The organism is Amycolatopsis sp. NPDC005003 (genome assembly GCF_053600695.1).
Genome location: NZ_JBSGAI010000030.1, coordinates 113316 through 132802, shown reverse-complemented (window position 1 = coordinate 132802; position 19487 = coordinate 113316). Strand labels below are relative to the sequence as shown.

Below are 19487 nucleotides of genomic sequence, written 5' to 3'. Positions count from 1 at the left end.
CTCTTTCCCCACCCGCCGCTCTTCCGATCTCCCGCCCCCGCGCGCCTCGCTGGCGAGGCGCGCGTACTCGACGTACGCCGCCAGCGTCCCCGCCGCTCCGCCCAGGGAGACCGGCAGCCCGCCGTCCAGCACGCGCCGGATGCGGACGGCCGCGTCCAGCACCAGCTGCCGCCAGCCCGCGGCCTTCAGCCCGAACGTCGTCGGCACCGCGTGTGCCGTCAGCGTCCGCCCGGCCATGGTCGTGTCCCGGTGCGCGCGGGCCAGCTCGGCCAGCGCCTCGGCCGTCGTGTCGAGGTCGGCGGCGAGCGGCCGCAGCGTCCGGTCCGCGACCAGCATCATCGCCGTGTCGAAGATGTCCTGGCTGGTCGAGCCGCGGTGCACGTATTCGGCGGCACCGGGCGCGAGCTCGCCGACGGCCGACGTCAGCGCCTTCACCAGGCCGACGACGGGGTTCGCGGTCGCCCGCGCCCCACGCGCCAGCTCGGCGACGTCGACCCGTGCCGCGCCGGCGGCCTCCGTGATCGCTTGCGCGGCCTCCGGCGGCACTGTCCCGAGCCGCGCCTGCGCTCTCGCCAGCGCCGCCTCGGCGTCGAGCATCGCGCGCAACCAGGCCTCGTCTCCAGTGGACGCTTCGGCCGGCGTGCCGGCCCGCACCGGGGACAGCAGTCCGGAATCGGGGTCGACGGTCATGGCGTCAGCATCGCACGCGCCCGACCTCGGCGGCGGCCGCACGACCGGGTCTGGCACGCTCATCCGCCATGACCAGCGCCCCGTCCACCGAGGACACCGCCGGCTCCGAATCCCGGGCCATCGCCGCCGAGCGGCTGACCTTCTTCTCGGACGCCGTCGTCGCCATCGCGATCACGCTGCTCGCGCTCGAGCTGCCGCTGCCGGAGGGCGCCACCAGCGCCGAACTGCTGCGGTCACTCGGTCATCACCAGTCCGAATACGTCTCCTTCCTGATCAGCTTCATCGTCATCGGCGGCCACTGGCGCGCCCACCACCGCTTGTTCAACCACGTCACCACGCTCGGCGGCGGGCTCGCCCGCCTCACCTTCGGCTGGCTCCTGATGCAGGTGATCATGCCCTTCGCCACGAAGGTGATCGCCGAAGACGGAGCGTTCGAGTTCCGCTTCGTCTTCTACGCCCTCGTGCAGGTCGTCGCGTTGACGCTGTTCCTCCTCATGGCCCGGCAGATCCAGCGCAACCACCTGTACCGCGCGGACACCCCGCCGGAGCTCTTCGGCGCGGTCTACCGCGGGATCGGCGCGATGGCCGCCGCTTTCGCCGTCTCGATCCCGGTCGCCTTCTTCACGCACTGGGCCTACGCGTGCTGGATCGTCGTGCCGCTCGTGGTCAACCTCCTTTCCCGCTTCCGCCGCCGGACGGCGGGCGCCTGAGCCGTCACTCACCGGTCGCGCCGTCGATCCGCTCGCGGATCAGGTCGGCCTGGCCGATGTGCCGCGCGTACTCGCCGATCATCCGCAGCATCAGCCAGCGCAGGGTGAACGGCTCGCCGGTGCTGCGCCGGGTGCCGGTCTGCTCCAGCGAGCTGCCCGCGACGATCTCGCGGGAGCGCGCGCATTCGGCGTGCCACAACGAGAACGCCTCGTCGACGTCGCCGCCCAGGTCCGTGAAGTCCTGCTCAGGATCGTCGTCGGAGTAGTACAGGTTCGGGATGTCCTCGCCGGTGAACTGGATCCGGAACCACCAGCGTTCGCAGCCGGTGAGGTGCCGCAGCAGCCCGTGCATGGTCAATGTGGACGGTGGCACCGAGCGTTCGGACAGCTGGGCGTGGTCCAGGCCGGCGCACTTCAGCTCGAAGGTGCGCCGGTAGTAGTCGAGGCTCTCGGTGAGCGCCTGCCGCTCGTCCGCGACCGGCGCCGGGTCGGTTCGGGGGCCGGTCAAGCGGGCCGGGGCCGCCACCGGGGTAGTGTGTTCGGTCATGCGCGGAGCGTGCCACAGGGGTCCGACAGTTTCGGATCACGCAGGCGGTCGGTGACCGGGCAACCGCCGTAAAACCCCAGTTCAAGCACGGTTTCGAGAACCCGGTAACGAATTTCGGGGTGCGGCGATCTGATCTTCGTCACCCCGCTGCGCAGGCCAGTCTCACCGGTCGGAGCGCACCCCCTCGGTTCGGAACCAGGAGATCACGAATATGCAGCGAACCGGACGAAGAACTGCCGTTTTGGCCGCGCTGACGACGGCGGTCCTGTGCGCAGCCCCGGCCGTCGCGTCCGCGGCCCCGCCCGCGAGCACGATCGACGTCAGCGCGACCACCGTGCGCGCGGGCACCACGTTCACGGTCACCGAGCAGCTGACCAACCCGACGGACTTCACGGTCACGGGCGCGAAGGCGGCGCTCTACGTGAAGGAGAAGCCGATCGCCGACGTGGTCGACCTGGTCTCCTGCACCGGGGCGATCGCACCGTGCGCGCCGTACCTGAGCAGCTTCCGCGGCGGCGTCGGCGACCTGGGCACGGGCGAGAGCCGGACGGTGACGTTCACCCTGCGCGTCAAGGACAACGTCGCACCCGGCCAGTTCACGCTCCAGCACCAGTTCGCCGGCGACAACTACGCGTTCGGCGTGGAGGACGGCCCGGCCGTCACGATCGCCCCGCCGGACGAGGCCGACGTCAAGGTCGCGCTGACCGCCACCCCGCGCATCGGCCTGGTCGCCCGGGTCGACTACGTGATCAAGGTGTCGAACACCGGCCCGGCCACGGCGACCGGCGTCCGCGTGACGGCCAACCCCGGTTCGGGCCGCACGATCGTCTCCACCACGGGCTGCACCCAGGCGGGCGCGACGCTGAACTGCGCGATCGGCACCCTGGCCCCGGGCGCCTCGGCCACGGCGAAGTTCACATCGGAGGGCGGCTTCTTCGCCTGGGGCGCCTTCACGGCGACGGCTCAGCGAGCGGCAAGCGCACCGGCCGACCCCGAGGCGGCCAACGACAAGGCGTCGAAGAAGTGCACGGCTTACACGGGCCTGTTCGTCCAGTGCTGACGGCGTGACGCGCGGGGCCCGGCCCGGGTCCCGCGCGTCAGTCCACGTCCGTCCACAGGGGAGCAGAGTGGGAACGCAGCTGGGCGAGCCCGGCGCCGGACGACATCGGCGGTCTGCACCGTCGTGTCCATGACGTGCTGTTCCAGCTCTCCGAGCCCGGCGTGCGTCCCCTTCAGCGGCATCCCGGAAGGGTTGCAGCGCCGAGGGGCTGACGACGCCGTCGAGAAGCACGTCGCAATGCCCGCGCGCGTATCCACGGGCGGCCTCGGTGATGACCCCGAGCACAACATCGTTTTGCCGGGCGCCGGCCGACGGGCGGAGAACCAGTCTCGGCCTTCCCGAGAGCCTCAGCCGGACCCGGCGTGCGAGCGGGTGATGGGGGCCTGGCTAGACTGGGGGTGAGGGCCGTTAGCTCAATTGGTAGAGCTGCGGACTTTTAATCCGTAGGTTCTGGGTTCGAGCCCCAGGCGGCCCACCACATCGACATCCCTGCTGACCAGCGGGGATGTTCTTGTTTGTCGGATCTTCCGAGGCGTGGCGTGATCTTGGGTGGGCTCCCGGTAAGCCCGTGATGGGCTCGGGGCTGCCGTGGCGGTGCCGGGTGTGTGTCGCAGCGGCCTGGAAATCGGTGTTCGGGCAGGTCGCAGCCAGGGCAGGCCTCGTGTTGACCTGTCCTTCGCCGGGTCGGTGACCGTCCTTTCGCGGGTTGCTGCGGACTGCCCGAGGCGGAGTCGTTGTGGGCGGGCAGCCGAGAAGTGGGCAGTGACCAGCGGGTTAAGCCGCTGCGGAGGGGATGCTGGCGGCGCCGCGTAGCCGTGCGCCGGTGGTTTTTGCGGCGCTGAGGACGTGGTGGATGGTGGCTTCGGCGGCGCGGCGGGCCAGGTCGGGTAGGACGCTGACGTAGGTGTCGGCGGTGAGGACGATGCTGGAGTGTCCGAGCATGGCTTGGACGGTTTTGAGGTCGTTTCCGGCGGCGAGGGAAAGGCTGCCTGCGCCGTGCCGTAGGTCGTGCAGCCGGATCGGCGGCAAGCCGGATTCGTCATTCAGGACGCGAAACAGGTGGGTCAAATGTTGAGGGGTGAGCATTCCCCCGGAACGGGTCGCGAAGATGAGCTCCTTTGATTCGGGGGCGACGTCTTCGCGGTATTGGCGGAGCAGGGCAATGGTCACGCTGTCGAGGCTGATGACCCGGTTGCTGGCTTCGCTTTTCGGTTTGCCGATTTCGAGGTGCCGGCCGTATTGGCGGATCTGGCGGGAGATGGTCAGCAGGCCTTGTTCGAGGTCGATGTCGCACCATCGCAATCCCGCTGCTTCGCCGCGGCGGAGCCCGAACAGGGCGATGAGATGAAATAGCGGGTAGAGCGGGTGGCCGTGGATGTGCTTGAGGAATGCGCGGGTCTGGTCGACGGTCCAGACGGCGACGGGTGGTCTTTTCCCGGTGGTCCGCCAGTGCGCGATCCGGGGCGCGGTCCACACGACCGCGTGCGGGCGTTTGCCGGTGGGGACGTGGACGTGTCGGGCGGGGTTGGCAGGGAGGAGGCCGCGCCGCACAGCGGCGTTGAGGGCGGCCCGCAACGTCGCGTGGACGTGCCGCAGTGTGCCCGGCCGTAGCGGGTGGCCGGATACGCCGCCGTTGCGGATGAGGTCGGCCACCATTGCCTGGATCCGGTCCGCGGTCAGTTCCCGCACCAGGACACCGCCCAGGCAGGGGATCAGGTAGGTTTCGATGTTGCTGCGGTAGGCGGACAGGGTGGTGCCCCGTAGGTGGACGAGGGTGGCCAGCCACAGGCGCAGCCACTGATCTACGGTTATCGTCGCGTCCGCCAGTCCCCGCTCGCCGGTCGCGCCGAACTGGTCTCGTTCGCTGTGGGCGGCCTCGGCGGTGGCGAATCCGCCACGCCGGAGTTGCCGTCGCCGGCCGTCCGGCCACGGTGTCACCTCGAGGCGGTAGTACCAACTCCCGTGCCCTTCCTGTGCCACGTCGGGACACGCTGCGCCCAGCGGCCTCCCGGTTTCCCTGCTCCGACACCCACACCGCTTGAACACACCCGCCGACGAATCCACGTCCACGCCCTCTCGAAGAGATCAACAGAACCCGGCTCGGCCATCCTCGTGCCAGCGGCGTTTGCCCAGATCGGGGATATGAATGCGGGTATCGACGCTCGGCATGCTTGCTTCAACACATCAACGGACGTTAGATTGATGGGGTGAGTGACGATCGGTGTGAGCTGCTGTGCCTGGACCTCGACCACGCGGAGGCCTTGCGGGTCGCGTTGCCCTCGGACGGTGAGTTGCGGGCGCGTGCGGACGTGCTGCGCGCTCTCGGTGATCCGACGCGGCTGCGGATCGCGCACGCGCTGGCCGTGGGCGACGAGTTGTGCGTGTGCGACCTGGCGTGGATCGTCGGATCGTCGCAGGGCCTGGTTTCGCACCACCTGCGGCAGCTGCGCTCGGCCGGGCTGGTGACCTCGCGCCGGGACGGGAAGCTGGTGATGTACCGGCTCGCGGACACGGGACAGCGGGTGCTGGCGACGGTGGCCGCACCGGCGGCGGAGGCGGATCCGGTATGAGCGACGCGTGCTGCGGCCCGGGCGACGACCACGACGAGGCCACTCCGGCCGAAGAAGCCGAAGCGCCCCAGCGGTTCTGGCAGATTCCGGAGATCCGGCTGGCCGGCATCGCGGGCATCCTGCTGGTCAGCGGCGTCGTCGCCGGGTGGCTGGGTTGGCGCCCCGGCGAGATCGGGCTGCACCTGGCGGCCGCGGCGATCGGTGGTTGGACGTTCGTGCCCGGCACTCTCCGCGCGCTGCGGAAGAAGCGGATCGGCGTCGGCACCTTGATGACGATCGCGCTGGTTGGTGCGCTGGTGCTGGGCCAGTTCGCCGAAGCGGCGATGCTCGCGTTCCTGTTCTCGATCAGCGAGGCTCTCGAGGACTACTCGCTGTCGCGTACCCGGCGAGGGCTGCGGGCTCTGCTGGCGCTCGTGCCGGACGAGGTCCGCGTGGTGCGCGGTGGCCGCGAGTCGACGATCCCGCCGTCGAAGCTGCGCATCGGTGACCGGATGCTGGTGCGGGCGGGAGAGCGGATCGCCAGCGACGGAACGGTCCTGACCGGCCGGTCGGCCGTGGACACCTCCGCGATCACCGGCGAATCGGTTCCCGTCGAGACCGGCCCGGGCGACGGCGTGTACGCCGGCGCGATCAACGGCACCGGCGTGCTCACGGTCGAAGCCACCGCCACCGTGGCGGACAACTCCCTGGCCAAGGTCGTGCGCGTGGTGGAGGACGCGCAGCGGCGCAAGGGCGATCGGCAGCGGCTGGCCGACCGGATCGCCCGCCCGCTGGTGCCCGCGGTCATGGTGCTGGCCGTCCTGATCGCCGGGTTCGGCGCGGTGTTCGGCGACCCGGTCACCTGGATCGAACGCGCGCTGGTCGTGCTGGTCGCGGCCGCGCCGTGCGCGATGGCGATCTCCGTCCCGGTGACCGTGATCGCCGCCGTCGGTGCGGCGAGCCGCTTCGGGGTGCTGGTCAAAGGCGGCGCCGCACTCGAAACCCTCGGCACCGTCCGTACGGTGGCGCTGGACAAGACCGGCACGCTGACCCGCAACCGGCCGGTGGTCACCGAGATCGTGCCCGCCGACGGCGTCACCAAGGCCAAGGTCCTCGAGGTCGCGGCGGCGCTCGAAGCGCAAAGTGAACACCCGCTGGCCGCGGCGATCCTGGCTGCCTCCGGTCCGCCGGTTGCAGCCGAGTCGGTCGTCACCGTGCCCGGTGCCGGACTCGAAGGCGTCATTGGCGGACGCCCCGCCCGGCTCGGCAAGCCGACGTGGATCGGTGCAGGCCCGCTCGGTGACGCGGTCACCCGGCTGGAAGAGAGCGGCACGACGGTCGCGGTCGTCGAGTACGACGGCGTCCTGCTCGGGCTGATCGGCATTCGCGACGAACTGCGTCCCGAAGCAGCCGAGGTGGTCGCCGAGCTGCGGGACGCGGGTGTCGAGGTCGCGATGCTGACCGGCGACAACGGCCGCACGGCTGCCGTCTTGGCTGCGCAGGCCGGTATCGAGCAGGTGCACGCCGAGCTGAAGCCCACCGACAAGGCCGACCTCGTGCGCCGCCTTCAAGGCCGGCGGGGCGCGGTCGCGATGGTCGGCGACGGCGTCAACGACGCTCCGGGCCTCGCCACCGCCGACGTCGGGATCGCGATGGGGGCGATGGGCAGCGACGTGGCCATCGAAACCGCGGACGTCGCGCTGATGGGCACGGACCTGCGGCACCTCCCGCAGGCGCTGCGGCACGCCCGCCGCGCTCGGGGGATCATGCTGCAGAACATCGGCCTGTCGGCGGTGATCGTGCTGACGCTGGTGCCGCTGGCGGCGTTCGGCGTGCTGAGCCTGGCCACGGTGGTGTTCGTGCACGAGCTGGCCGAGGTCTTCGTCATCGGCAACGGCGTCCGCGCCGGCAGGTTGCGGCCGCTGCGCGGTGAGACCCCGCCGGAACCGGTGGTCACCCAGCGGATCCCTGGCACAGCCGAGTCCGAAGAGGACGGTTGTGCGTGTTGCGCGCCGGGCACGGAGGAGCCGGCTCGGCCGCAGATGCTCACGCTCTCGCCGATCAGCCGCGAGGAACCGCGCCGGGCCGACCTCGGCTAGGGAGTGGCTTCAATTCTGCTCGGCGCGGCAGGCGCAGGGGGAACACGGCGACGAGGATGACGACGATGGCGGCGATGAGGATCCAGATCCACGGGTGCAGGCCGCTCGAGTCGGACTCCGCGGCCTGAGGTGCCGGAGTAGTAGTTGCGGTCGGTGAACCTGTCACCTCGGCGCACCATGTCCGGGATCTAGCGAAGGGTCAGTTGGCGGCGGTGGAAGTCGTAGTGCTGGGTGGGGAACCGGTAGACGTCGGCCAAGGTCATGCGGTCCTTGAAGAACGGATCCCAGCGGGTCGGGTAGTGCATGCCGCGAGCCAGACCGGTGTCGGTTTCCTGCTCGAGACGGCGGTGCAGAGCGGCGATCGTGCGGTCGAACAGGGCCAGCATCCAGCGTTGCGGAAGGACGGTTCCGCCGAGCCAGGAGCCGGCGAAGTTCACCGCGTCGAACGGCTTGGTTCCGGCGTTGAGCAGCTGCGCGTACCGGCGGCTGGCTGTGCCGGGGAGCCGGCTGAACAGCCGGACGAGATTCAGCAACGCCCTGATGATCAGGTAGCCGAGCAGCATGTGGAACAGCAGCTGACGGTTGGTCCAGCGAGTTCCGTCGCTTGGCTGCCGAAGTGTGGCCGCGTCCGTCCGAGCGAGCAGCTCGTGGAAGTCCTGGCGTGCTCGCTCCAGCTCGTCGTGAACGGCTTGCTTGTCCACTCGCTCAGTGTGCGCCCCTCAGGGGGTTTGAGTGCTGAACTGGTGCAGTTCCGATACCCGCGTTGGCGGCGGCCTGCGCATTTCTCAAGGGACAGGGACCAGCGGGTACCAGCTCCAGGTGCCGCGACGTTCCCGGTGATGCGAGGACCCGCAGGTGGTGGCTCAGCGATGGCTGAGGCACGTCGAAGTCCTCGGCGACGTCGCAGAAGCACGCCCTCCCATGAATGCGCCTTGAACAGCGTCGCGTTCTCGTGGTCGTGTCCAGGGCAGTCGGGGCCGGCGTCAGCTGGTTAAGGCGGTGGGTCATGCGGAGGTGGGTTGCCATTCCTGCTCGGCCCAGGCGGGGTCGAGCGGGGTGTGGGCGATGTGGTTGGTGTAGTTGGACAACGTCTTCATGCCGACGCCGAGGACGACGTCGAGTACCTGCCGGTGGGTGTGCCCGGCGGCCAGGAAGGCGTCGACCTGTTCCTGCGGCGCCCAGCCGCGCTCGGCCACAATGGACTCGGTCAGAGCGCGCACCGCCTCCAGCACTGGGTCCTCCAGCGGCTTCCCCGCGCGCAACGCCGCGACGGTGTCCTCGTCCAGCCCACCCCGCAGGGCCATGGTGGAGTGCGCGGCGACGCAGTACCGGCAGTCGTTCGTCACGCTGGCGGCGATGAGCACGACGTGCTGGGCGGGGCCGGGCAGGGAGGACTTGGCGAACGCGGCGGCCAGCGCGTTGTAGCCGGACAGCAGCTCGGGCGACTCGGCCATGACTCCCGCCAGGGTGCTGACGAACCCGAGCCTGCGGCGCGCACCCTCCAGCATGGTGCGGGCGGCCTCGGGGGCGGTGTGCTCGTCGTGAACGGTGAACTGGGCCATGCGGAATTCGTCCTTTCCCGGTTGTGGTGCTCACGCCGCCAGCGCGGCGAGGGTGTCGGTGACGGTGGCGTTCAGTTCGGCGGCGTCCGCGCCGGCGCGGGAGCGCAGGTTCAGTCCGTAGGCCAGTAGCGCGAGCGTCCCGGCGGCGGTGTTCGCGTCCACGCCTGCGTGCAGCTGGCCGAGTCCGCAGGCGGTGGTCAGTGCGTCGTGCAGGGCTTCGCGTAGTTGCGCGTGGTGGCGGTCGAGGCGGCGGCGGACGTCGGGGTCGGCGGCTTCCGGGCCGGTGTGGGCGTTGACGGCCAGGCAGCCCCAGCCGGCGCGTTCGCCGGAGCAGCGGGCCGTGACCAGCCGGGTGAAGAACTCCCGCACCGTGGGCAGGCCTCGTTCGTCGGCGGCCAGCCGGGCGAATCCGGGCCGGGCGTGCTCGTCGAGGTAGCGGTCGAGTGCGGCCAGGTACAGCTCCTTCTTGCCGCCGAAGGTGGCGTACAGGCTGGACCGGCTCACACCGGTCTCCCGCACCACCTCGCCCATGCCCGTGGCGGCCAGGCCCTGCCGCCAGAACAGGCGGGTCACGACGTCCAGCGTCGCGTCCGGGTCGAAGTGTTTGACGTCGGGCATCGCCTCTCCAATCTTGGAATGACTGGTTCAAGATAGCGCGAGTGATCACCGCGAGCAAGGTCCGGTCGCGGCCGGCGCGGCCAAGTGTCATGCCCGTGCCGGCACCGAGCGCGCTCGTCAGCACCACCGGGACGCCGGCGGCCGTCACGCCGATTTCAGTCCGAGCGCGTACCGGGGCGAGCGGTCATCGGCGCGGGAGAGCCCTCGGACTCGGTGCGGTGAGCGCCGAAGAGGCTCCGAACGGCAGCTTCGTCGCCGTCGACGTCGACGAGTCCGAGGATGTCGTCGAGGGCGAGGACGCCCGCCGCCAGGCCGAGCACGATGGCGGCGTCGGTGCGCACGACGGCATCGAGGTCCCGGCCGTCGTGCAGCGCGACCTCGACCCCCGAGTCTGTCGTCCGCACCTGGATCAGGTGGTCGTCGACCGCGATCCCGATCGTCGACGGCCGGCCGGCGGTCACCCGGCCGCCGAGCACGGCAGGGAGCGCGACGACGAGCCATTCGCCGCGGAAGCGGTCGCCTTCGGCCCCGCGCACCATCAACGGCGTGGACCAGCGGACGAGGCCCTCGATCGGTGCGCGCAGCTCGCCGCCCCACCGGGTGAGGGCGTACACGATCGCGTTGCCTTCCCCGGCCAGGCGGCGCTCGAGCACTCCGGCGTTCTCGAGGTCGCGGAGCCGGTCGGCGAGCAGGTTGGTGGCGACGCCGGGAAGCCCGTCGAGCAGCTCCCGGTAGCGGGCGGGTGCGACGAGGAGCTGGCGGACGATGAGCAGGTTCCAACGATCACCCACGACATCGAGCGCTCGGGCGAGTCCGCAGTACTGACCGTAGCTTCGACCCATGACTCCCTCACTTGACAATCTCAAGTCAGCCTGACTAGATCAAGCATACCGGCGAGAGGCGGGGTGGTCATGGCTGACGGAGGAAGGCCGGCGTGGGTCGATGACGAGCTGTTCCCGTTCGAGAGCCGCTTCGTCGCGATCAACGGGCACACCGTCCATTACGTGGACGAAGGGGCGGGGCCCACGCTGCTGTTGCTGCACGGCAATCCAACCTGGTCCTTCGTGTATCGCGACGTGATCCGCGCCCTGCGGGAGGAGTTCCGGTGCGTCGCCCTCGACTACCCTGGGTTCGGGCTGTCGTCGCCGCGCCCTGGCTACCGGTATCTGCCGGAAGAACACGCCCAGGTGGTCGCCGCGCACCTGCAGACCCTCAAGCAGGCCGGGTTCGTGACGACCCGCCGCGACGGCGTGCGCATCCACTACCGGCTCGCGGGCAAGGACGTCGCCCGGCTGTTCGCCTTGCTGCGCACGGTCGCCCAGGCCCATCAGCCCGCGGTTTCCCCGGCCCGGGACGACTACCTCGGCCCGGACGGCGGCGCGGAGATCACCCGGACGCAGCTGCGCGCCCGGGTGGACGTCGTGGTGCTCGACGTCCGCCCGGCGCACGAGTACCGGGCGGGGCATATCCCGGGCGCGGTGAACATCCCGGTCGGTGAGCTGGCCGGCCGGATCGGCGAGCTGCCCGAGGACACCGAGATCGTCGTGTACTGCCGGGGTGAGTACTGCGTGCTGGCCTACGACGCCGTGCGGTTGCTGACCGGCCGCGGCCGCCGCGCGATCCGGCTCGACGACGGCATGCTGGAATGGCGGCTGGCCGACCTGCCCGTGGAGACCGTCGTATGACCGGACCGGTCTACCTGGACTACAACGCGACCACCACGCCGTCCGGGTCAGCGACCCGGGAGGGTGAGCTGGCGGCGGTGAAAGTCGTAGTGCTGCGTCGGGAAGCGGTAGATGTCGGCGAGCGTCATGTAGTCCTGGAGGAACGGGTCCCAGCGGGTCGGGTAGTGCATGCCGCGGGCCAGGTCCGCCTCGGGTTCGCGGTCGAGACGGCGGTCCAGCGCGGCCATCGTCCTGTCGACAGGGTCAGCATCCACCGTCGCGGGAGGACGCTGCCACCGAGCCAGGAACCGGCGAAGTTCACCGCGTCGAACGGGCGGGTGGCCGCGTTGAGCAACTGGGCGAAGCGACGGTCGGCCACGTCGGGGAGCCGGCCGAACAACCGGACGAGCCCGCTCAGCGCCCGGATGATCAGGTAGCCGAGCAGCATGTGGAACAGCAGCTGCCGGTTGGTTCAGCGGGTCCCGTCGCCGGGCGCCCGCAGAGCGGCGGCGTCCGCACGGGCGAGCAGAGCATGGAAGTCCTCGCGCGCTCGTTCCAGTTCTTCGTGAACGGCTTGTTTGTCCACCCCGCCAGTATGCGCTGCGGTAAACTGAAGCGACGGCGGTGCTGATCGGAACCCGATTCCGGCGGTCCCTCGTGAATGATTGTCCGCGCTCCGAAAATGCCGTCGGCAGGGCTTACGCTGCGCTGATGGAGTTCGCCGATCGGGATGCCGGGATCAGCCTGGCCGAGCTGCTGGCGGCGTTTTCGCTGGCGACGGATCTCGGGCTGGGCCAGCCGATGGAGCACGTGCTCCGGTCGTGGCGGATCGCGGAGCGGCTTGCCGTCTGCACGGGCCTGCCGGAGGACCAGCGGCAGGCGCTGTTCTACGTCTCGATGCTCGCCTGGGTCGGTTGCGTCGCGGACTCCCCCGAAGTGGCCGCGTCATTCGGCGACGACATCGCCTTCCGCGCGGACAGCTTCGAGGTCGATCTCGCCGGACTGGCCGGGTTCGGGTTCTTCCTGAGCCACGCCGGGCGCGGCGGCCCGATGTGGCACCGGCTCCGGGTGGCGACCACGATCCTGGCCAGCGGCGGGCAGAGCCTGGTGCAGGGCATGCAGTCGCACTGCCTGACCACCTCGACACTGGCCGAGCGGCTGGGACTCGGCACGGACGTCGTGACCGCGCTGCGGCAGTTCTTCACCCGCTGGGACGGCCGCGGGGTCCCACCGGGAGTCGGCGGCACGGACATCGCGCCGATCATCCGGCTGCTGCACCTCGCCGACGTCGTCGAGGTCCGGCACCGGACCGGCGGGATCGACGGCGCGCTCGCGGTCGCCCAGGCACGGCGTGGCCGCCAGTTCGCTCCAGACGTGGTCGACGCGTTCCTCGCGCACGCCCCTGACGTGCTGTCCGCTGCCGAAAGCGACCTGCTCGCGGCGGATCGGCGCCTGCTGACGGAGGGGGAGCTGGACACGGCGCTGGAAGCCCTGGCCGACTTCACCGACCTGCGCTGCACCTCCCGCGCCGGGCATTCCCGGGGTGTCGCGGAGCTGGCCGGCGCGGCGGCACGGGCGATGGGGTTGCCCGTCGGGGACGTCGTGGCCAGCCGGCGGGCGGGCCTGCTGCACGACGTCGGGCTGCACGGGGTGCCGGTGACGATGCTCGACCAGCCCGGGCCGCTGTCGGCGACCGACTGGGAGCGCATCCGGCTCAGCTCGTACTACACCGAGCGCGTCCTCGCCCGGCCCGCGGCGCTGGCCAGGCCCGGCGCGATCGCGGCGGCGGTCCACGAGCGCATGGACGGCAGCGGCTACCACCGCGGCCTGGCCGGCGCGGCCGTGCCGATGACCGGGCGGCTACTGGCCGCGGCGTGCATGTACCGGGCGATGCTCGAACCGCGGGCACACCGCGACGCGCTGACGGACAAGCAGGCCGCCGGAGCCGTGCGGGCCGAAGTCCGGGCCGGCACGCTCGACGGCGACGCGGCGGAGGCCGTCCTCGCCGCCGCCGGGAACGGCGGCCGGCGCCGGGTGTCGGGACCGGCCGGGCTCACCCCGCGCGAGGTCGAGGTGCTGATCCAGATCTCCCGCGGCGCGCAGACCGCCGAGGTCGCCGACCGGCTGGGCATCTCGCGCAAGACCGCCGGGACGCACATCGAGCGGATCTACACCAAGACCGGGGCGTCGTCCCGATCCACCGCGACGTTGTTCGCGCTGCGCAACGGCCTGCTCGATCCGCTCGATCTGTAGGGAGAACACCCGACGACGCGGGCCCCGCCCGCTCCTAGCGTCGTGTTCCCCGACGAAGGAGCGGATCATGTCGAACAAAGCCGTCATCAGCCTGTCGACCGGCCTCGAGGACGCGGAGAAGGTGACCGTCGCGTTCCTCGTCGCGGTCGGTGCCGCCGAGACCGGGCGCGAGACGCTGATGTTCCTGTCCAAAGAGGCGGTCCGGCTCTCCCAGCCCGGCACCGCAGTGGGTGCCGCGTGCGACGGCTGCCCGCCGCTGCCGGACCTGTTCGAGCGCTACGAGGCAGCCGGCGGCCGGTACTACGTCTGCCCGATCTGCTTCAACGCCAAGCACCTCGACGCCGGCAACCTGATCCCCGGCGCGGAGCTGAACGGCACCATCCCGCTGTGGAAGTGGATCGGCGACGAGCCCGCGACCACGTTCAGCTACTGAAGGGAGCCTCCGGTGACCAGCACGACGCACCGGCTCGACACCACCGAGCCCAGCAGCGAGACCCGGCCGTCGGTGGGGCGAACCATACCGAGCAGCATCCGGATCGTGGTCGTCTTGCCTGCGCCGTTCAGGCCGAGCAGCGCGTAGATTTCACCCGGCGCGACCGTGAACGACACCTCGTCTACCGCGACGACATCGCCATACCGCTTGGTCAGGCGATCGGCGTCGATGGCGCCGCTGCCGGTCACGGATCACCTCCTGTCCTCAGTGGACGGTGTCGTCCTCTTCCTGTTCGGCTTCGAGGGTCAGCCACAGCGTGACCCGGCCGAACCGGCGGCGGCCGGGGTCGTCGAGCTGGCCGAGCTGCGCGATCGCCGAGGACGGTGCTTCGATGCCGGTGGCCAGGGCCATGGCGACGGGGAAGGCGAGCGCGACCGCCAGCGGCGGCGCGTGCCCGGGATCGGCGGTGGTGACGCCGGCCGGGTGCGGGGTGACGAAGAGCCCGGAGATCAGCACGGCGACGGCGAGGGCGATGAAGGCGACGGTCATCACCGCGAACACCGTCCGGCCCAGGTGCCCGAACCAGGTGCCGCCGGCTACCCCGGCGACCAGCAGCAGCGCGATCGGGATCCGCAGCCCGGCCAGGCCGGGGAAGAACGCGATGACCGCGGAGGCGCCGGCGGCGGAGCTGATGGCGATGGTCAGCACGAAGTCGACGATCAGGGCGCCGATCGGGAGGAACGCGCTGGCCTCGCCGAACGCTTCGCCGGTGGCGGCCGCGGCGCCGCCGCCTTGGGGGTAGCGGGCGACGAGCTGGTGGTAGTTGATGATCACGACTACGACGATCGCGACCACCAGCGCCATGGTCGGCAGCAGCAGGGCGAGGTCGCCGTGCAACGCGCGCAGGGCGGCTTCGATCGCGTAGGCGACCGAGGACACCGGGTCGGCCATCACGGCGAAGGCGAACGCGAACAGCAGCATCGGCCTGCTGGTCGCCCGGGGTGGGGCAGTGGCGGTCGGAGCCAAGGTCGAGCAACCTCCGTCGGTGTCAAGCCGGTGCCACGGATCTTTACGCAGGAACCGGTGTGGCTGCCGACGGTCACCCTGACAGACCCCAGTTCACGGCGGTGTCGCGGCGATGCGGGATTTGCGCCGTTTTTACGCTTCGCTGCAGAACGGCTCTGCGGTGGGTGATGTCGGCAGGGGCGGCGAGCCGAGCTCGCTCGGTGCTCGACACGGAAGCGAAGCTCGCGGACTGAGACAACACGGCGTGTGCCGGAACTCGGGTTCGGGTGTCGATCCGGGTGCGGTCCGTTCGTAGTGAGGCGAGGATGCGGGGTAGGCCCGCCTGGTACGAGGAGAAGGCACTATGACGCGTTACCTGTTGTCCGTGCACGGCCGCGACGGTGAGGTTCGCGAGCCGATGACCGAGGAGCAGCTGCGGCAGTCCCACGCGCGGCTCGGCGAGATCGAGCGGGAGATGGCCGCGGCCGGGGCCTGGGTGTTCTCCGGTCGTCTGCACGAGCCGGACATCGCGACCGTGGTGCGGGAGTCCGGCGGGCAGCTGCTGACGACCGACGGCCCGTTCGCGGAGTCGAAGGATCACCTCGGCGGGTTCTATGTCATCGAGGCCGCCGATCTCGACGCCGCGCTCGGCTGGGCAGCCAAGGTCACCGGGTGCATCAAGGTGGCGATCGAGGTCCGCCCGTTCGCGGCGTTCGCCGAGGAGCCGATGGCTTGACCGGCGGGGTCGACGAGGTGGCGGTCGGCCGGATCTTCCGCGAGGAGTCCGGCCGGTCCGTCGCCGCGGTCATCGGCTTCTGCGGTGACATCGACCTGGCCGAGGACGCGGTGCAGGACGCCTTCGCCCTCGCCCTGCGCAAGTGGCCGCTCGACGGTCTGCCACCCAACCCCGGTGGCTGGATCACCACCACCGCCCGCAACCGTGCCGTCGACCGGCTGCGCCGCGACGCGCGAGGCCGGGAACTGCTCGGCGACCTGGCGGTGTTTGGGGTTCGGGACGACCTCGGGAAGGGGGACGTGGTGGCCGACGACCGGCTGCGGCTCATCTTCACCTGCTGCCACCCGGCCCTGTCCACCGACGCACAGGTGGCACTCACCCTTCGCCTCCTGGGCGGCCTGTCGACCACGGAGGTCGCCCGCGCGTTCCTGGTGGCCGAACGGGCGATGGCGCAACGCGTGGTCCGCGCCAAACGCAAGATCAAGGCGGCCCGCATCCCGTATCGGGTCCCGGCGGCCGAGGAACTGCCCGGCCGGCTGCGGTCCGTGCTGGCCGTCGTCTACCTCGTCTACACCACCGGCATCACCCAGCCCGGCCTCTGCGAAGAGGCGATCCGGCTCGCCCGGCTCCTGGCCGAGCTCATGCCCGACGAACCTGAAGTTGCTGGGCTGCTTGCTCTGCTCCTGCTGGCCGACTCGCGGCGCGCCACGCGCACCGGGCCGGACGGCTCGCTCGTGTTGCTCGCCGACCAGGATCGCAGCCGCTGGGACCGCGCTCTGATCGAGGAGGGGCAGGCGATCGTGCGCTGGTGCCTGCGCCGCAACGACCCCGGTCTCTACCAGGTCCAGGCGGCGATTCAGGCCGTGCATGCCGACGCCGTGACCGCCGCGCAGACCGACTGGCGGCAGATCCTCGCTCTCTATGACCAGTTGCTCGCTCTCGCGCCCACCCCGGTCGTGGCGCTCAACCGCGCCGTCGCCGTCGCCGAGGTCGACGGTCCGGCCGCCGCGCTCGCCCTCGTGGACGAGCTGGATCTGGAGCAGTACTACGCCTTCCACGCCACCCGGGCCGACCTGCTGCGCCAACTCGGCCACGACACCGAGGCCCGTGCCGCCTACCAGCGAGCCGCCGCACTGGCACCCACCGACGCCGAACGGGACTTCCTCGCCCGCGGTGGCCGCGGCGTCCGATGAGGACGGGTGTCCGATGAGGACGCGCTGATCACGCACCGGAAGGCGGGTGGGCCCGTTCCAGCAAAGCCTTCAGCGCGGCGAGGTCCTGACGGTTGGCCCGGCGCATCGACGCGGCCATCAGCGGCGCGCTGATGGCCGAAAAGCCTTTCGGTTCACCGCGGTTGCGCAACGTCATGTGCGTGGCGGCGTCCCCACGCGAGGCGAAGGTGTACGTCGTCTCCATCGGGAACGGCCCCTGCGCGGTGCGCATGACCAGCCGCGCGCCCGGGACCAGGTCGACGATCTCGTAGGTGTAGGCCAGCCGGCGGCTCAGGAACCGGGCGACGAATGCGACTCGTGAACCCACGCCCAGCGGCGCGGGGGTCTCCCACTCCACGGATTCGATGTTGGCGTACCACTCCGGCGCGTGGGAGGGATCGATCGCATACGCGGCGACGTCGTCGCGAGGAACGTCGATCACGATCTCGGTCTGTACGTCGACAGCCATTCCCGCCTCCGACTGATGGCCCCGGAGCGGCCCACCCTACGGACAGCAGGACCTTGACGCGACACGAAGAACTCCTATTATGAGAGCCCGATCTCATCAAGGGAGTACTTGATGTCGAACGCCGAAATCTTCCGCACCTACCTGACGAGATTCACCTCCGGTGACCGCGAAGGCGCCGCCGAGCTGCTCACCGAAGACTTCCGGTTCCACGGCCCGATGCTGCAGTCCGAGGGCAAGGCGGGTTTCCTGGAAGGCTCCGCCGGGCTGTGCCCGATCATGCGCGGCGCCGATCTGCAGCGGCAGTGGGAAGACGGCGACGACGTCTGCTCGATTTATGACTTCAAGATCGAGACCGCGACCGGGGTCGTCTCGATCCCGATGGCGGAATGGACCACCTTCCGCGACGGCAAGCTCGCCGCCGCGCGCCTGCTCTTCGACACCGCGGCCCTCAACGCCGCGCTGCAGCCCGCCACCTGACATGCCCCGAGCCCCCTGGACCGGCTACGGGCGGTTCTGCCCCCTGGCGAAGGCCCTGGACGTCGTCGGGGAACGGTGGACGCTGGTGATCGTCCAAGAGCTGCTCAAGCGGCCGTCCCGCTTCACCGAGCTGCTCGCCCGGCTCCCCGGCATCGGGACCAGCGTGCTCACCGACCGGTTGCGCACGCTGGAGCGCGCCGGGGTCGTGGTTCGCGAACCCGGCCCGGTCGGCGGTGGCGTGGTCTACGCACTGACCGACCGCGGCCGGGCACTCGAAGGCGCGCTGCGCGAACTGCGGCAGTGGGGGGTCGGGTTCCTCGCCGACCCGATCGCCGATGGTTCAGCGGAGCAGCGCTTCGACGTCACCTACGTACGCGGCATCCGCGACCTGGCCGACGGCGAGTTCGAACTGACCATCGACGACGACCCGACCACCTTCCTCTTCGCCGAGGGCCGGCTGCACCAGCGCCCCGGCCCGGCCGAAGAACCGGAACTGGCCATCCGCACCACCGCAGAGTTCCTCCATCGCTGGGCCGCCGGCGAGGCCGGCTGGGACGACGGCCGAGCCACCGGCGAAGTCGTCATCGAAGGACCGGAGTCGGCCTGGCCGCGCTGGCTCGCCGCCACTGGCTACCTGCTCAGCGTCGATCAGGAGGAGGTAGCGCCGTGACCGGATCCCCGACCGCCTTCTTCCACGAAATGAGCGCAGACGCACTCGCCCGTCCCGGCGTCGCGCCGGGCTCAATGATGGGCTTCCCGTGCCTGCGGGTGTCGGGAGAGTTCTTCGCCTCCTGCGACCACCGCACCGGCGACCTGATCGTCAAACTGCCCGGTGACCGGGTACAGCAGCTGATCGCCGACGGCGTCGGCAAGCCGTTCGCCCCGGCGGGACGGGTGTTCCGTGAATGGGTCCTGATCACCGGCCGGGACCAGTCACTGTGGACCGCACTCATCAATGAAGCCCATGAGTTCGTCGATGGGACGCGGTAAGCGAGCCCTCGGCCGGGCGCCCGCGGTCAGATCTCGTCGAGTTGGAGGATCATGGCGCGCATGGGTGCGTAGCGGGCCAGGTTCGTGGCGTCATCGGCGGTGCGTCGGCCGATGTCGGAGGTGAACGCGGCTTCCAGGGCGGCCATGTTGTCCCAGTCCAGCATCACGACCAGGTAGCACGGCTCGCCCCGCACCGGTGCCGGTTCGTGACTGCGGGTGTAGCGGCGCAGGCCCGGAAGCTGTTTCGCCAGCGGGATGTGCACGTCGTTGTAGTGCCGTTCGAACGCTTCGATGTCGGACGGGGTTTCGTACAAGACGACGAATCGCACGGGTGTGGCGGCCGGGTCGGCGGTGGTGGTCATCTGGTGCGGTTCCTGTTCTGCCATGGGGTCTCCGGTACGCGGTGTGACGGTC

General features: G+C 70.6%; 25 protein-coding genes and 1 tRNA gene. 13 read left to right on the top strand and 13 right to left on the bottom strand.

Annotation, left to right across the window (positions count from 1 at the left end):
- The coding region (locus tag ACWED2_RS30900) for a lyase family protein (RefSeq protein ID WP_449694029.1) at positions 1-690 on the bottom strand (690 nt) is incomplete at its 3' end.
- Between the two features lie 68 nt (positions 691-758).
- On the opposite strand from ACWED2_RS30900, the gene ACWED2_RS30895 reads away from it, so the two are divergent.
- Complete coding sequence (locus ACWED2_RS30895) at positions 759-1400, top strand: TMEM175 family protein (protein ID WP_449694028.1); 642 nt, start codon at positions 759-761, stop codon at positions 1398-1400.
- 4 nt (positions 1401-1404) lie between these two features.
- On the opposite strand, the gene ACWED2_RS30890 is transcribed toward ACWED2_RS30895, so the two are convergent.
- Positions 1405-1947 (bottom strand): DinB family protein, encoded by a 543-nt coding sequence (locus ACWED2_RS30890; RefSeq protein WP_449694027.1) that lies wholly within the window; start codon positions 1945-1947, stop codon positions 1405-1407.
- A gap of 211 nt (positions 1948-2158) precedes the next feature.
- Here ACWED2_RS30890 and ACWED2_RS30885 point away from each other — a divergent pair, with 211 nt between their 5' ends.
- Entirely contained in the window at positions 2159-3007 is an 849-nt protein-coding gene (locus ACWED2_RS30885; protein ID WP_449694026.1) for a hypothetical protein, read from the top strand.
- Between the two features lie 402 nt (positions 3008-3409).
- Positions 3410-3485: transfer RNA gene (locus ACWED2_RS30880), tRNA-Lys, on the top strand.
- 296 nt (positions 3486-3781) lie between these two features.
- Here ACWED2_RS30880 and ACWED2_RS30875 read toward each other — a convergent pair.
- Positions 3782-4987 carry a tyrosine-type recombinase/integrase gene (locus tag ACWED2_RS30875; protein ID WP_449694025.1) on the bottom strand — a complete coding sequence of 402 codons (1206 nt, stop codon included), beginning with the start codon at positions 4985-4987 and terminating at the stop codon, positions 3782-3784.
- A 227-nt stretch (positions 4988-5214) separates the two neighbouring features.
- Here ACWED2_RS30875 and ACWED2_RS30870 point away from each other — a divergent pair, with 227 nt between their 5' ends.
- Complete coding sequence (locus tag ACWED2_RS30870) at positions 5215-5577, top strand: ArsR/SmtB family transcription factor (protein WP_449694024.1); 363 nt, start codon at positions 5215-5217, stop codon at positions 5575-5577.
- A complete protein-coding gene (locus ACWED2_RS30865) occupies positions 5574-7655 on the top strand; it encodes a heavy metal translocating P-type ATPase (protein WP_449694023.1) in 2082 nt (693 codons plus the stop codon). The genes ACWED2_RS30870 and ACWED2_RS30865 overlap by 4 nt, the downstream gene beginning before the upstream one ends.
- Before the next feature lie 188 nt (positions 7656-7843).
- Here the strand turns inward: ACWED2_RS30865 and ACWED2_RS30860 are convergent, their stop codons facing one another.
- The 5 genes from ACWED2_RS30860 to ACWED2_RS30840 all read right to left on the bottom strand — a co-directional run bounded on the left by ACWED2_RS30860 (position 7844) and on the right by ACWED2_RS30840 (position 10677).
- Positions 7844-8356, bottom strand: a complete 513-nt coding sequence (locus ACWED2_RS30860) for a DinB family protein (protein ID WP_449694022.1) — start codon at positions 8354-8356, stop codon at positions 7844-7846.
- Positions 8357-8360: 4 nt separating this feature from the next.
- Positions 8361-8663, bottom strand: coding sequence for a helix-turn-helix domain-containing protein (locus ACWED2_RS30855; protein ID WP_449694021.1), 303 nt, complete (start codon positions 8661-8663; stop codon positions 8361-8363).
- Positions 8660-9217, bottom strand: a complete 558-nt coding sequence (locus ACWED2_RS30850; RefSeq protein ID WP_449694020.1) for a carboxymuconolactone decarboxylase family protein — start codon at positions 9215-9217, stop codon at positions 8660-8662. Before ACWED2_RS30850 ends, ACWED2_RS30855 begins: the two co-directional genes overlap by 4 nt.
- 30 nt (positions 9218-9247) lie before the next feature.
- Positions 9248-9835 (bottom strand): TetR/AcrR family transcriptional regulator, encoded by a 588-nt coding sequence (locus tag ACWED2_RS30845; RefSeq protein WP_449694019.1) that lies wholly within the window; start codon positions 9833-9835, stop codon positions 9248-9250.
- A 155-nt stretch (positions 9836-9990) separates the two neighbouring features.
- Positions 9991-10677 carry a winged helix-turn-helix transcriptional regulator gene (locus tag ACWED2_RS30840; RefSeq protein WP_449694018.1) on the bottom strand — a complete coding sequence of 229 codons (687 nt, stop codon included), beginning with the start codon at positions 10675-10677 and terminating at the stop codon, positions 9991-9993.
- A gap of 69 nt (positions 10678-10746) precedes the next feature.
- On the opposite strand from ACWED2_RS30840, the gene ACWED2_RS30835 reads away from it, so the two are divergent.
- Entirely contained in the window at positions 10747-11520 is a 774-nt protein-coding gene (locus ACWED2_RS30835) for an alpha/beta fold hydrolase (RefSeq protein ID WP_449694017.1), read from the top strand.
- A gap of 47 nt (positions 11521-11567) precedes the next feature.
- Here ACWED2_RS30835 and ACWED2_RS30830 read toward each other — a convergent pair whose 3' ends face one another.
- On the bottom strand, positions 11568-11747 hold the full coding sequence (locus ACWED2_RS30830; RefSeq protein ID WP_449694016.1) for a hypothetical protein: 180 nt from the start codon (positions 11745-11747) through the stop codon (positions 11568-11570).
- 463 nt (positions 11748-12210) lie between these two features.
- Between ACWED2_RS30830 and ACWED2_RS30825 the strand changes: the two genes are divergently transcribed.
- Positions 12211-13752 (top strand): HD domain-containing phosphohydrolase, encoded by a 1542-nt coding sequence (locus tag ACWED2_RS30825; RefSeq protein ID WP_449694015.1) that lies wholly within the window; start codon positions 12211-12213, stop codon positions 13750-13752.
- Positions 13753-13819: 67 nt separating this feature from the next.
- The gene (locus tag ACWED2_RS30820) at positions 13820-14185 is read left to right on the top strand and encodes a peroxiredoxin (RefSeq protein WP_449694014.1); all 366 of its coding nucleotides are present in this window, start codon (positions 13820-13822) and stop codon (positions 14183-14185) included.
- Here the strand turns inward: ACWED2_RS30820 and ACWED2_RS30815 are convergent.
- Together ACWED2_RS30815 and ACWED2_RS30810 are read right to left on the bottom strand one after the other, a co-directional pair.
- A complete protein-coding gene (locus tag ACWED2_RS30815; protein ID WP_449694013.1) occupies positions 14179-14433 on the bottom strand; it encodes an ATP-binding cassette domain-containing protein in 255 nt (84 codons plus the stop codon). The genes ACWED2_RS30820 and ACWED2_RS30815 overlap by 7 nt on opposite strands.
- A gap of 16 nt (positions 14434-14449) precedes the next feature.
- Positions 14450-15166, bottom strand: coding sequence for a hypothetical protein (locus ACWED2_RS30810; protein WP_449694012.1), 717 nt, complete (start codon positions 15164-15166; stop codon positions 14450-14452).
- 388 nt (positions 15167-15554) lie between these two features.
- Between ACWED2_RS30810 and ACWED2_RS30805 the strand changes: the two genes are divergently transcribed.
- Positions 15555-15926, top strand: coding sequence for a YciI family protein (locus ACWED2_RS30805; RefSeq protein WP_449694011.1), 372 nt, complete (start codon positions 15555-15557; stop codon positions 15924-15926).
- On the top strand, positions 15923-17119 hold the full coding sequence (locus tag ACWED2_RS30800) for an RNA polymerase sigma factor (RefSeq protein ID WP_449694010.1): 1197 nt from the start codon (positions 15923-15925) through the stop codon (positions 17117-17119). The genes ACWED2_RS30805 and ACWED2_RS30800 overlap by 4 nt, the downstream gene beginning before the upstream one ends.
- 28 nt (positions 17120-17147) lie before the next feature.
- Here ACWED2_RS30800 and ACWED2_RS30795 read toward each other — a convergent pair whose 3' ends face one another.
- Positions 17148-17606, bottom strand: a complete 459-nt coding sequence (locus ACWED2_RS30795) for an SRPBCC family protein (RefSeq protein WP_449694009.1) — start codon at positions 17604-17606, stop codon at positions 17148-17150.
- A gap of 111 nt (positions 17607-17717) precedes the next feature.
- Here ACWED2_RS30795 and ACWED2_RS30790 point away from each other — a divergent pair, with 111 nt between their 5' ends.
- Genes ACWED2_RS30790 through ACWED2_RS30780 form a run of 3 tightly spaced genes read left to right on the top strand, consistent with a single transcriptional unit; the run spans position 17718 to position 19073 of the window.
- The gene (locus tag ACWED2_RS30790) at positions 17718-18083 is read left to right on the top strand and encodes a nuclear transport factor 2 family protein (RefSeq protein ID WP_449694008.1); all 366 of its coding nucleotides are present in this window, start codon (positions 17718-17720) and stop codon (positions 18081-18083) included.
- A gap of 1 nt (position 18084) precedes the next feature.
- Positions 18085-18753: a winged helix-turn-helix transcriptional regulator gene (locus ACWED2_RS30785; protein ID WP_449694007.1), complete on the top strand. Its 669-nt coding sequence runs from the start codon at positions 18085-18087 to the stop codon at positions 18751-18753.
- Positions 18750-19073 (top strand): hypothetical protein, encoded by a 324-nt coding sequence (locus ACWED2_RS30780; protein WP_449694006.1) that lies wholly within the window; start codon positions 18750-18752, stop codon positions 19071-19073. The genes ACWED2_RS30785 and ACWED2_RS30780 overlap by 4 nt, the downstream gene beginning before the upstream one ends.
- A gap of 26 nt (positions 19074-19099) precedes the next feature.
- Here ACWED2_RS30780 and ACWED2_RS30775 read toward each other — a convergent pair whose 3' ends face one another.
- Complete coding sequence (locus tag ACWED2_RS30775) at positions 19100-19459, bottom strand: EthD family reductase (RefSeq protein ID WP_449694005.1); 360 nt, start codon at positions 19457-19459, stop codon at positions 19100-19102.
- Positions 19460-19487 lie beyond the last annotated feature (28 nt).

Bases quoted from the DNA above. Each gene is read 5' to 3' on its own strand.
- ACWED2_RS30845 (WP_449694019.1), bottom strand. From the start codon at position 9,835: ATGCCCGACGTCAAACACTTCGACCCGGACGCGACGCTGGACGTCGTG.
- ACWED2_RS30830 (WP_449694016.1), bottom strand. From the start codon at position 11,747: ATGGCCGCGCTGGACCGCCGTCTCGACCGCGAACCCGAGGCGGACCTG.
- ACWED2_RS30775 (WP_449694005.1), bottom strand. From the start codon at position 19,459: ATGGCAGAACAGGAACCGCACCAGATGACCACCACCGCCGACCCGGCC.
- ACWED2_RS30840 (WP_449694018.1), bottom strand. From the start codon at position 10,677: ATGGGTCGAAGCTACGGTCAGTACTGCGGACTCGCCCGAGCGCTCGAT.
- ACWED2_RS30825 (WP_449694015.1), top strand. From the start codon at position 12,211: ATGGAGTTCGCCGATCGGGATGCCGGGATCAGCCTGGCCGAGCTGCTG.
- ACWED2_RS30850 (WP_449694020.1), bottom strand. From the start codon at position 9,217: ATGGCCCAGTTCACCGTTCACGACGAGCACACCGCCCCCGAGGCCGCC.
- ACWED2_RS30820 (WP_449694014.1), top strand. From the start codon at position 13,820: ATGTCGAACAAAGCCGTCATCAGCCTGTCGACCGGCCTCGAGGACGCG.
- ACWED2_RS30895 (WP_449694028.1), top strand. From the start codon at position 759: ATGACCAGCGCCCCGTCCACCGAGGACACCGCCGGCTCCGAATCCCGG.
- ACWED2_RS30790 (WP_449694008.1), top strand. From the start codon at position 17,718: ATGTCGAACGCCGAAATCTTCCGCACCTACCTGACGAGATTCACCTCC.
- ACWED2_RS30795 (WP_449694009.1), bottom strand. From the start codon at position 17,606: ATGGCTGTCGACGTACAGACCGAGATCGTGATCGACGTTCCTCGCGAC.
- ACWED2_RS30805 (WP_449694011.1), top strand. From the start codon at position 15,555: ATGACGCGTTACCTGTTGTCCGTGCACGGCCGCGACGGTGAGGTTCGC.
- ACWED2_RS30835 (WP_449694017.1), top strand. From the start codon at position 10,747: ATGGCTGACGGAGGAAGGCCGGCGTGGGTCGATGACGAGCTGTTCCCG.
- ACWED2_RS30810 (WP_449694012.1), bottom strand. From the start codon at position 15,166: ATGCTGCTGTTCGCGTTCGCCTTCGCCGTGATGGCCGACCCGGTGTCC.
- ACWED2_RS30890 (WP_449694027.1), bottom strand. From the start codon at position 1,947: ATGACCGAACACACTACCCCGGTGGCGGCCCCGGCCCGCTTGACCGGC.
- ACWED2_RS30885 (WP_449694026.1), top strand. From the start codon at position 2,159: ATGCAGCGAACCGGACGAAGAACTGCCGTTTTGGCCGCGCTGACGACG.
- ACWED2_RS30785 (WP_449694007.1), top strand. From the start codon at position 18,085: ATGCCCCGAGCCCCCTGGACCGGCTACGGGCGGTTCTGCCCCCTGGCG.
- ACWED2_RS30865 (WP_449694023.1), top strand. From the start codon at position 5,574: ATGAGCGACGCGTGCTGCGGCCCGGGCGACGACCACGACGAGGCCACT.
- ACWED2_RS30855 (WP_449694021.1), bottom strand. From the start codon at position 8,663: ATGACCCACCGCCTTAACCAGCTGACGCCGGCCCCGACTGCCCTGGAC.